At 63.5% G+C, this 10657-nt stretch carries 9 protein-coding genes; 4 read left to right on the forward strand and 5 right to left on the reverse strand.

The window, feature by feature from the left end:
• Nucleotides 1-342: 342 nt before the first annotated feature.
• The 3 genes from AC07N6_RS24075 to AC07N6_RS24085 form a co-directional block, all read right to left on the reverse strand.
• Nucleotides 343-1257 carry a ketopantoate reductase family protein gene (locus AC07N6_RS24075; RefSeq protein ID WP_494780240.1) on the reverse strand — a complete coding sequence of 305 codons (915 nt, stop codon included), beginning with the start codon at nucleotides 1255-1257 and terminating at the stop codon, nucleotides 343-345.
• A gap of 97 nt (nucleotides 1258-1354) precedes the next feature.
• Nucleotides 1355-3460, reverse strand: a complete 2106-nt coding sequence (locus tag AC07N6_RS24080; RefSeq protein WP_494780239.1) for a TonB-dependent receptor family protein — start codon at nucleotides 3458-3460, stop codon at nucleotides 1355-1357.
• A 378-nt stretch (nucleotides 3461-3838) separates the two neighbouring features.
• Complete coding sequence (locus AC07N6_RS24085; RefSeq protein WP_494780238.1) at nucleotides 3839-4507, reverse strand: alpha/beta hydrolase; 669 nt, start codon at nucleotides 4505-4507, stop codon at nucleotides 3839-3841.
• Between the two features lie 179 nt (nucleotides 4508-4686).
• Between AC07N6_RS24085 and AC07N6_RS24090 the strand changes: the two genes are divergently transcribed.
• Nucleotides 4687-5352 carry a hypothetical protein gene (locus AC07N6_RS24090; protein ID WP_494780237.1) on the forward strand — a complete coding sequence of 222 codons (666 nt, stop codon included), beginning with the start codon at nucleotides 4687-4689 and terminating at the stop codon, nucleotides 5350-5352.
• Nucleotides 5353-5414: 62 nt separating this feature from the next.
• Here AC07N6_RS24090 and mog read toward each other — a convergent pair whose 3' ends face one another.
• Nucleotides 5415-6026, reverse strand: a complete 612-nt coding sequence (mog, locus tag AC07N6_RS24095) for a molybdopterin adenylyltransferase (protein WP_494780236.1) — start codon at nucleotides 6024-6026, stop codon at nucleotides 5415-5417.
• Nucleotides 6016-6621 carry a ribosome biogenesis factor YjgA gene (gene yjgA, locus AC07N6_RS24100; RefSeq protein ID WP_494780235.1) on the reverse strand — a complete coding sequence of 202 codons (606 nt, stop codon included), beginning with the start codon at nucleotides 6619-6621 and terminating at the stop codon, nucleotides 6016-6018. Before yjgA ends, mog begins: the two co-directional genes overlap by 11 nt.
• A gap of 75 nt (nucleotides 6622-6696) precedes the next feature.
• On the opposite strand from yjgA, the gene pmbA reads away from it, so the two are divergent.
• The 3 genes from pmbA (at nucleotide 6697) to AC07N6_RS24115 (ending at nucleotide 10375) form a co-directional block, all read left to right on the forward strand.
• The gene (gene pmbA / locus AC07N6_RS24105; protein ID WP_494780234.1) at nucleotides 6697-8061 is read left to right on the forward strand and encodes a metalloprotease PmbA; all 1365 of its coding nucleotides are present in this window, start codon (nucleotides 6697-6699) and stop codon (nucleotides 8059-8061) included.
• A gap of 90 nt (nucleotides 8062-8151) precedes the next feature.
• Nucleotides 8152-8643 carry a GNAT family N-acetyltransferase gene (locus AC07N6_RS24110; RefSeq protein ID WP_494780233.1) on the forward strand — a complete coding sequence of 164 codons (492 nt, stop codon included), beginning with the start codon at nucleotides 8152-8154 and terminating at the stop codon, nucleotides 8641-8643.
• 133 nt (nucleotides 8644-8776) lie between these two features.
• Nucleotides 8777-10375, forward strand: a complete 1599-nt coding sequence (locus AC07N6_RS24115; protein WP_494780232.1) for an MDR family MFS transporter — start codon at nucleotides 8777-8779, stop codon at nucleotides 10373-10375.
• Nucleotides 10376-10657 lie beyond the last annotated feature (282 nt).

The raw sequence follows: 10657 nt of genomic DNA on the forward strand, positions 1-10657 counted from the left end.
GCAAGCACCGCGATGCCGAAGGCGAGCCGTTTCCGAAGTCCGCATCTAACCAGCCGGCGGAGCGGGCAAAAAAATGGATCAGAAAAGCAGTCGGAGCGAAGCGACTCTGCTTTTCCCATTTTTTTGCCTGATCCGTCGGGGACCCCGAAGGGGCTGGGTAGTTGCGGTCGCTTTTCTTTGCTTACTTTCTTTGGCGAAGCAAAGAAAGTGAGCGGCTGCCGGGCCGCCCCCGGCGCTCCGCTTCGACCGAAGAGAGAAAAGACTAAAGCCAGTACATCGGCACAAAGCAAGAGCAGACTACCCATTTTGCTCACTTCAAAGCCCCTCAAGGAAAGAGCCCAGTCATGGATTCAAAACCTGGCGAGGCTCCTTTTTCTGCTCCACCAACTTGACCAGCGTATGCATCGTCAAGTTAACCGGCGTGGCAATTCCTAACGCCTGCCCACGCCGCACGATGAAACCGTTCAAGTGATCAATCTCACTGGCCTTGCCGCGCGCCAAATCCTGCGCGGTGGAGGAGTATTGCGTCGGCATGGTCTCGGCGATCAGGCGCACGGCGGCATCGACGTCTCCCGGCAGCGTGACGCCATCGGCCGCGGCGACGGCGCGGCATTCGGCGACCAGGTTGCGGATCACGTCGGCCACGCCCTGGCCTTGCACGATCTTGCCGTAGGGAAGTTGCGTGACGGCCGACAGCGCGTTGTAGGCGCAGTTGAGGACGAGCTTGAGCCATAGCGCGCCGCGCACGTTGCCGGAGATCTCGGTCGGGACGCCGGCGGCGGCCAGGGCCTGGGCGACTTCTTCGCTGCGCGCCGACGGTTCGATCACCAGTTCGCCGCGGCCGTGGTGCCTGACGTGGCCGGGGCCGGCCATTTCCGTGGCGACGTACACCACGGCGGCGGCCACCGGTTGCGGGATCACGCCGCGCAGGCGGTCGGCGTTGTCGGTGCCGTTTTGCAGCGTCAGCACCAGCGTGTCGGGGCGCAGGTGTTGGCGCAATTGCGCGCCGGCGTTTTCGGTATCGGTGGATTTGACGCAGAACAGCACCAGGTCGGCGCCGGCGGCGATGGCGGCATCGCCGCCGGCTTGCACGGCAATGGTTTGGTCGAAGCTTTGCGCCTGCAGCCGCAGGCCGACCCGGTTGAAGGCTTCGACGTGTTGCGCGCGGCCGATCAGGACAACCTCATGGCCGGCGCGCGCCAGCATGCCTCCGTAATAACAACCTACCGCGCCCGCGCCCATCACTGCGACTTTCATTGCCGAGTCTCCCGTCTGGTCAAAGCGGAAAGCCTAACACAGCGCCGGGGAGCTTACCGGCGCCGTGTGATCGGCAAGGCCGGGATGGGAAAGAGCCTCAGAACGAATAGCGGCCCTGGACGTAGAGGGTGCGCGGGGCGCCTACCAGGCGGCCGGGGTTGCCGTCGTCGGTGCGGGTGAAGTAGCGGCGGTCGGTCAGGTTATTGACGCCGGCAAAGATGTCGAAGCCCTTGGCGTTGGGGACTTTCCATCCCACCTGAGCATTCCACAGGCGAAAGCCGGGGATTTCGCCAATACCGCTGTCGGCGCTTTCGGCAACGGTGTTGCCAGGGTCGGCGAACTGGCGGCTTTGGTGCGTGGTGGACAGGTTAACGCTCCACGGGCCATGTTGGTAACGCGTGCCGACTGTGTCCGTCATGCGCGAATAGAACGGGACGTCTTTGCCTTGGTTGGCGCCCGATACCTGCAGCGCGCGGGTATAGGCGTAGCTGGCAAACACGCTCCAGCCGCCGAGTGGGCCGGTACGATCGAAAGCATAGTCTGCGGCCAGCTCGATGCCTCGATGTTCTGTTTTGCCGATGTTGCGGAAGAGCGTGGTGCCGTCGGCCAGGGTGCTGGAGTTAATCTGATTGTCGAAGCGGATGTCGAACAAGGTGGCTTCCAGCGACAACTGGTCGCTTTTCCAGCGTCCGCCTGCTTCGACTGTCTTGGCCAGTTCCGGCGACAGCGGGTTGCCGGCCGACATGTTGTTGAGCTGCGAGTTTTGCACGACGCCGAACGAGGTGTTGTAGTTGGTGAACAGGGTCAGGTTGCCGGTCGCCAGGTACGCCACGTTGATCGAGGGAAGCGGTTTGTTGTTGTTGACTTCGAAGCTGGCCTTATTGTTTACGTCGTAGCGGGTCGACTTGATGTGTTCATAGCGGACGCCGGGAGTAATGCGCCATTTGCCGATGGCGATCTTGTCGTCGATATAGAAGGAATGGGCATCGGTGGCGTTGTTGAAGGTGGTTACGCGGCCGAGCGCGCCGCTGACGGCATTCTCGGAGAACCTGTTGTCGTCCCCGCGCTCGCGGAGATAGCGGTAGCCGGCCGTCACATCGTTGGTGGTCTTGCCGAATGTGAAGCGCTGGGTGAAGCGCGGTTCGATGGCGAACGTCTCGTAGTTGCGCGGCTGGTGCGACAGGGCGGTGCCCCTGGAATTGACCAGTACGCTTTGACGGCTGCTTTGGTTGAAGTAGGTGCGGATCTCGAATTCTTTGTCTTCCGAGATCGTGTTCAGGTAGCCCAGGTCGAAGCCCTTGCGGGTGCCGGCCCAGTAGTCGAGCTTGCGCGTGTTCTGGAACGGATCGGCGTTGTATTGCGCGGCCGTCAGGCCGCCGGCGACTCGCGAGAGCACGTCGTAGTAGTTGACCTTGCCGTAGATTTCGGAGGTGGGGCTGAGTTCGTAGCGCAGCTTGAGCGCGACATCGTTGAGGCGCTGGTTGGTGTCGGCGCGCCAGCCCGAGCCTTCCAGGCCCGAGTAGAGCAATGCCATGCCCAGGCCGTTTTCTGCGGTGCCGCCGACAAAGGCGCTGTATTGGGTGCTGGAGCCGCCCTGGCCATAGCTGTTGTAGCGTACCGACGCGTCGCCGGATGCGCCGGCCGTGGCCGGGATGGCGCGGGTATTGAAATTGATGATGCCGCCGACGTTTTGGGGGCCGTAGCGCACCGCGCCGCCGCCGCGGATCACATCTACCGATGCGATGTTGTTCAGGTTGACCGGGGAGAATGACTGTTGCGGCTGGCCATAAGGGGCCGACGCCAGCGGAATGCCGTCCAGCAGGATGGTTGAGCGCGGGGAATAGCGGCCGGTCAGGCCGCGCACACCGATGTTGAGGGAGACGGCGCTGCCTGCCGAGCCTGAGTTGTCAGACGCCTGCACGCCGGGGATCTGGCGCAATATGTCGCCGACGTTGATGGCGCCGCTGCTTTCGATCGTATCCTTGCTGACCGACGTGCGTGCGCCCGGATAGGTCTTGATGCTGTTTTCAAGACCGCTGCCAAGCCAGTCGCCGCTGACATGAATGGTTTCCAGGTCGGTGTTGCCGGAGTCGGCGGCTTGCTGGGAAGAGGCGATGCCGTGCACGGACATCAAGGCGAGGGAAATGGCGGCGGCGCAACGGGTACGCCGTCCGGATTGGGGACGGGAGATCATGTCGTTCATGGCTGGTCAAGTGATGGCGCCAAGCGCGGGTGAGTTGCGCTTCGCAAGGGGAGCCTTACATCTGTAAGGAGTAAAGACAATAATGATAACTATTCACATCTTCGGGAAGAGAAGCGGCTATCTAACTCAAGCAGAATTGGTCCGATTTCGAGTCTCGGTTCGACTGAAAACGGTGGGAGATGCAGAAGGGGATATTGGCCGCGGTGGCAGCGTCGGGAAATTCTCTGCGGGGGCGAGGGAGATTCGCCGCCGGATCATCCCGTGCCGAAGCCTATGCGGTCGCTGACGCGGGATGGGGGAGGAGGATCAGGGTATGGAATAGGTGAGGGCCTGTTACCCCGCCGCATGATGGGCGGGGATTATCGACGCCTTGTCTGTTCAGGCCAGCACTTTGGCCAGCCACTGGCCGATATGCCCGACTTCCTCGCCGCACACCGAATGCTGCATCGGGTATTCGTGCCATTCGATCCGGTAGCCCAATTGGGTCAACAGGTCGCGCGATTTCTCGGCGCGTTCGATCACCACCACCGGATCGAGCCGACCGTGGGCCATGAAGATGGCGGTGTCCTGGTTGGCTGCGTGGCGTTCTTCGGCGGCCTTGGCGGCCAGCGGCAGGTAGCCTGACAGGCACATCAGGCCGGCCAGCTTTTCCGGATGGCGCAGCCCGGTTTGCAGCGTCATGGCGCAGCCTTGCGAGAAGCCGGCCAGCACGATGCGTTGGGCGGGGATGCCGCGCGCTTTTTCCTGTTCGATCAGTTCTTCAATTTGCGCCTGCGAATGGCGCAGGCCTTCTTCGTCTTCGCGGCGCACCAGGTCGGGCGTGAAGATGTCGTACCAGGCGCGCATCACGTAACCGCCGTTGATGGTGACCGGCATGGTGCCGGCGGTGGGGAACACGAAGCGGATGGCCGGGCAGTTCGACAAGTCGAGCTCGCGCACGATGGGAACGAAGTCGGAACCATCGGCGCCCAGCCCGTGCATCCAGATGACGGCGGCAGTGGGGTTGGGAGCGGTTTCGATCTGGATGGTGTCGAGCTGGGTAGCCATGGCGGTTGGGTATCCTGTTATGCGTTGGTGAGATGTGCGATGGATGTGTGCGATTTGTGCGCGCCGTGGCGCGCAGGCACAATACGGTTTCGTATCGCGCGATTGCGCATAAGCGCAAGTTGCCAATCATACGATGAACGCCGGGGAAAATCTCTCCGGCGCTTGCCAGGAGCGAGCCTATGGGCCTGAAAAAACTGATGAGCGCGGGCATCGCCGCCTGCGTGGCGCTGGCGGCGTCGCTGCCGATGCGCGCCGGTGCGGCATTGATCGAGGGGGCGGTGTTCCAGCCCCAAGGCGAAAACCTGATGATTTCGACGCCGCCCGGATGGCGCATGGCGTATATGGATGGCCGGCCGGACGGCGATTATGTGGTCGACTTCCTGCCGCCCAATGAAGCGCATGATTCCTGGCGCGAAGGGTATATGGGCGTGCAGCGCCGCAGTTTTCCCGACAGTGCGTTGCTGGACAATATCAAGGCGCGCAACCTGAACGTGCCGCAGGTGGCGATTGCGGAGATCATGCAGGGCGCGCAGCGCAACTGCCCGGGACGCTTCCAGCCGATGGGGCAGAAAAATACCGTCACCAATGGCATTCCGACCTCGGTCAGCGGCGGCTTTTGCGACCGTGCGGGCGCCGCGGCGCCGTATGGCGAGGGCAGCGTGATTGCCGTCTTTCAGGGGCGCGAACGCTTGTTCGTGGTGCAGTTCGGCTGGCGTCCGGCGACCCAGAACGAGCTCAAGGAGTATGGCTGGCGCATCACGCCGGCCAGGCTGCAGCAGTATCTTGATCTGATCAATGGTGCGACGTTGTGCGGCGGGCCGGACCAGGGGCCTTGTCCGAAATGACGACAGGCCCCGGTTCTGGCCGGGGCGCCGGCGCGCCGGCGCCGGGTTGTAGCGGGAGGAAATTATTTAGCGGCGGGCCGGATGGCCGACTTGGGGCGGAAGGCTTTGCATACCGCCTCGTTGGTCTCGATGTAGGGGCCGCCGATCAGGTCGATGCAGTAGGGGACGGCGGCGAAGATGCCCGGCACTGTCTGCTTGCCGTCTTCATCCTTCAAGCCTTCCAGCGTTTCCTTGATCGATTTCGGCTGGCCCGGCAGATTCATCACCAGCGCGGCATGGCCGGAGGTTTCGCGGATCACCGCCACCTGGCGCGAGAGGATCGCGGTCGGCACGAACCGCAAGCTGATCTGGCGCATCTGTTCGCCAAAACCGGGCATCTCCTTGGTGCCGATGGCCAAGGTGGCCTCGGGGGTGACGTCGCGGCGCGCGGGGCCGGTGCCGCCGGTGGTCAGCACCAGGTCGCAGCCGGCCTGGTCCACCAGTTCGATCAGGGTTTTTTCGATCGCCGCGCGTTCGTCGGGGATCAGGCGGGTTTCCATCTTCCAGGGGCTGGCCAGTGCGGCGCCGAACCATTCTTGCAGGGCCGGGATGCCGCGGTCTTCATAGACGCCGCCGGAGGCGCGGTCGGAAATCGATACCAGGCCGATCAGCAGATGATCGCGTTCAGGTTTCATCGCCGTCATCGCCGAAATCCTTTTCGTCGATCTCTTCGCCGCGGCGCTTGGCGGCGGCGATCTGCAATTGCTTGAGGATCTGGAAGATTTCGCGGTAGGCCTTGGGCGGCTTGCTCTCGGCCTGCTCCTTGCGGGCGTTGCGGATCAGCGTGCGCATGTGCTGCACGTCGACTTCGGGATGTTCGTTGAGCAGGTTGGTCAGCGCGGCGTCGTCGGCCAGCAGCTTTTCGCGGCGGCGTTCGAGCGCATGCATGGCGGCGGTTTCGGCCTTGGAGGCGCCGCGCCAGCTGTCGATGGTCTTCTGGATGATGGCCAGCTCGTCTTCTTCCAGCGTGCGCATTTTCTTGCCGACGTATTGCATCTGGCGACGGCGGCCTTCGTGGTCCTTGATCTGCTGGCATTCGAGGATGGCCTCGCGCACATCCTCAGGCATGGGCACGCGCTTGACGCGGTCGCGCGGTTCGGCGACCAGCGCTTCACCCAGCTTTTGCAGGGCTTCCATTTCGCGCTTCAACTGGGACTTGGAGGGGCGGTCGTATTCCTGTTCGAATTCGTTGGACTTGAATCCGACAGCGCCGCGGTTGGCATTAGGCATGGTATAGCTTCGGGAAATATTGCTGAACGGCTGCTATGATACCCGTTTTACCCGCATTTCAGAGAAAACAGGCTCATGAGCGATACTCCATTTAGCTATAGTCAAGACCAGTTGAAGCAATTGGCGCAGGATGTGTTGCGCTATGCGAAAGAGAAGGGGGCCTCGGATTCGGCGGTCGACATCAGCGAAGGCAGCGGCCTGTCGGTGGCGGTGCGCCGTGGCCGGATCGAGACGATCGAGCAGAACAAGGACAAGGGGATCGGCGTGACCGTGTTCCTCGGCGAGGGCCGCCAGGTGCGCCGGGGCAACGCCAGCACCTCGGATTTCTCGCAGCAGGCGTTGAGGGAAACGGTCGAGGCCGCCTACAACATCGCGCGCTTTACCTCGGTCGACGACTGCGCGGGGCTGCCGGATGCCGACATGCTGGAAATGGCGCCGCGCGACCTGAAATTGTTTTCCCAATGGAATATTTCCGCGGAGGAAGCCGTCGTCGTCGCCCAACGCTGCGAGGCGGCGGCGCTGGAGACCGATCCGCGCATTTCCAACAGCGAAGGCGCCAGCGTGTATGCCCAGCATTCGCATTTCGTGGCGGCCAATTCGCGCGGTTTCATCGGCGGCTATCCTTTCTCGCGCCACACCATTTCGGTGGCGCCCATCGCCGGCAAGGGCGGCGGCATGCAGCGCGACGACTGGTATTCGTCCAAGCGCGACCCGAAGAAACTGGCCAAGCCCGAAGACATCGGCCGTTATGCCGCGCAACGCGCCCTGGCGCGCCTGAATGCGCGCAAGCTGTCGACCCGCAAGTGTGCGGTGCTGTTCGAGGCGCCGTTGGCGGCAGGCCTGTTGGGCGCCTTCGTGCAGGCGGTGTCGGGCGGCGCGCTGTACCGCAAGTCGAGCTTCTTGCTCGATTCGCTGGGGCAGCAGGTGTTCCCTGGGCACATCCAGATCCTGGAAGATCCGTACGTGATCGGCGGCGTCGGTTCGTCGCCGTTCGACGATGAGGGCGTGCGCACCGCCAAGCGCCAGGTGGTCAAGGACGGCGTGGTGCAGGGATACTTCCTGTCGACGTATTCGGCGCGCAAGCTGGGCATGCAGACCACCGGCAACTCGGGCGGCTCGCACAACCTGACGCTGACGTCGGCCTTGACGGCCAAGGGCGATACGTTCAAGGGCATGCTCAAGAAGATGGGCACCGGGCTGCTGGTGACCGAGCTGATGGGGCAGGGCGTGAACTATGTCACCGGCGACTATTCGCGCGGCGCCTCGGGCTACTGGGTCGAGAACGGCGTGATCCAGTATCCGGTGGAAGAGATCACCATCGCCGGCAACATGAAGGACATGCTGCGCCAGATCGTCGCCATCGGCAACGACACGCTGGTGCGCGGCACCAAGGAAACCGGTTCCATCCTGCTGGAAAGCATGACCGTCGCCGGCGACTGACCTGCCACGCCCGCGCCGCTGGCACATGCCCGGCGCGGCGCCATGGCGGCAGCCTGCGACGCGTACCTGAGCGGAGCGAGGAGGCAAGCCATGGACGATATCCATATCCACCGGGGCTACACGCCCGGCGCCATCGGAAGGGTCGCGGAACTGCATGCGGCCTACTACACCGAGAACTGGAGTTTCGGCGTCTATTTCGAAGCCAGGATCGCCACCGAACTGTCGGCCTTCCTGAGCCGCTACGACGAGGCGCGCGACGGCTTCTGGACCGCCACCGTGCATGGCCGCATCGAAGGCTCGCTGGCCATCGACGGCCAGCATGCGCAGGAGCAGGGCGCTTACCTGCGCTGGTTCATCGCCTCCGAAAAGCTGCGCGGCAAGGGCGTGGGCGATGCCCTGATCGGCAACGCGGTGCAATTCTGCCGCGATAGCGGTTTCCCCTCGATCTACCTGTGGACCTTCGACGGCCTGCAGGCCGCCCACCGTCTCTACCGCAAGCACGGCTTTGTGCGCACCGAGGAACGGCAGGGCACGCGCTGGGGCATCAAACTCAATGAGCAGCGCTATGAGTTGTTGCTATGAGCTGTTGTTGTGAGGCCCGGTGCTTCCCGCAACGGTTTGAAATATGCGGTGCCTTTCAGCAATAAGCGCCGCCAATTGCTAAAATGCCGGGTCGGCGCGTTGGCGCCTCTTCCCGGATTGTCTTCCACGCAACATGGCCCTCCATACCGATGCCGCGCACTCCAGCGGCCAAGTCCTGCCTTTCCGCGAATCCCTGCTGGCCACCCTGGGCATCTGTTTCGTCATCATGCTGGTGGCGCTGGACCAGACCATCGTCGGCACCGCGCTGCCCACCATCGTGGCCGAGCTCAAGGGCTTCGAGCTGTATGCCTGGGTGGCGACCTCGTACCTGCTGACCTCGGTGATCACCGTGCCGATCTTCGGAAGGCTGGGCGATTATTTCGGCCGCAAGCCGTTCGTGATCGTGTCCATCATCGTGTTCGTGGCCGCGTCGGCGCTGTGCGGCATGGCCGACAGCATGCTGTTCCTGGTGCTGGCGCGCGGCCTGCAGGGCATCGGCGGCGGCATGCTGGTGGGCACCTGTTTCGCCTCCATCGCCGACCTGTTTCCCGATCCGCGCGTGCGCCTGCGCTGGCAGATCATCCTCTCCGCTTCGTTTGGCATCGCCACCGCCGTCGGCCCGTCGCTGGGCGGTTTCCTGACGCAGGGCCTGGGCTGGCGCTGGGTGTTCTACTGCAACCTGCCCATTGGCGTGATCTCGCTGTTCTTCGTCTGGCGTTTCGTGCCGCATATCCGCCATATCCAGCACCAGGGCAAGATGCGCCTGGACTGGCCGGGCGCGCTGCTGATCTCGCTGTCGCTGGGCAGCCTGCAACTGCTGGTGGAGATGCTGCCCAAGCGCGGCATCACCGGCGGCATGCTGGCCTTGCTGGTGCTTGCGGTGGCGGCTTTTTATGCGCTGTGGAAGTGGGAGCAGCGCGCGGCGCAGCCGATCCTGCCGTTCGAGATGATGCGCGACCGCGCGCTGTCGAGCCTGTTCATCCTGTCGGTGCTGGCGGGTTTCGCCATGTTCTCGCTGCTGATGTATGCGCCTCTGCTGTTCCAGGGCGGCTTCGGGATGACGCCGCGCGAAGCCGGCTTGCTGATCACGCCGCTGGTGGCCTGTATCACCGTGGCCAGCATCGTCAATGGCCGCATCATCACGCGCATCCCCAATCCCAACATGATGATGACGGTGGGTTTCGTGCTGATCTCGGCGGCCTGCCTGGGCGTGGTGCTGTGCGACCGCGGCACCGGCAACGGCTTCATGCTGGCGACCATGCTGGCCGGCGGTTTCGGCCTGGGCCTGGTCTTGCCCAACCTGACCGTGTTCGCCCAGCAGGCCGCCAGCCGCGAGCACCTGGGCATTGCCACCGCCTTGCTGCAGTCGCTGCGCATGATCGGCGGCATGCTGGGCACCGCCATTACCGGCACGCTGGTCAGCCAGATGTACGGCAGCGGCGTGCAGAAGGCGCTCGAGAGCGACCACGCCGCGCAATGGCTCAAGGAATTCAGCGATCCCGAGGTGCTGGTCAACCATGACATCCAATCGGTGCTGCTGGCGCAACTGATGAAAGCCGGGCACAACGGTTCGGCGCTGCTCGACGCCGCGCGCGATGCCTTGGTCGGGGCGATCCACATGGGCATCGCGATCGCCATCGTGGCTGCGCTGGCCGGCTTGTGGATGGTGCGCCGGGTGCCGCCGATCAAGTTCGGCAGCGATGCCAAGGTTGAGCCGGTGATGTCGGAATAGAGGGTATGCGGGACTGTTTCGGCAAAAAGCCGGGCTGCAATGGCAGTCCGGCTTTTTCAATGTGCGAGTGGAATGAGGGAGTCCAGTGTAGAAATGAAAAAACGGGCGAAACCCAGAGGTTTGACCCGTTTCAACATTTCGACTGTAAAGCCGTTTGGCTTTCGCGTTGATTGCTTGGTGCCCACGGAGGGACTCGGTCACGCGGCGCGACCCCGCCCGGCCTTGCAAGGCCGGGCTTTCGAGTCCCTCCCGCAAAGCGCGCAGGCGCTTTGCTCGTGCGCC

Source organism: Herbaspirillum sp. GW821-FHT09A12, from assembly GCF_059418325.1.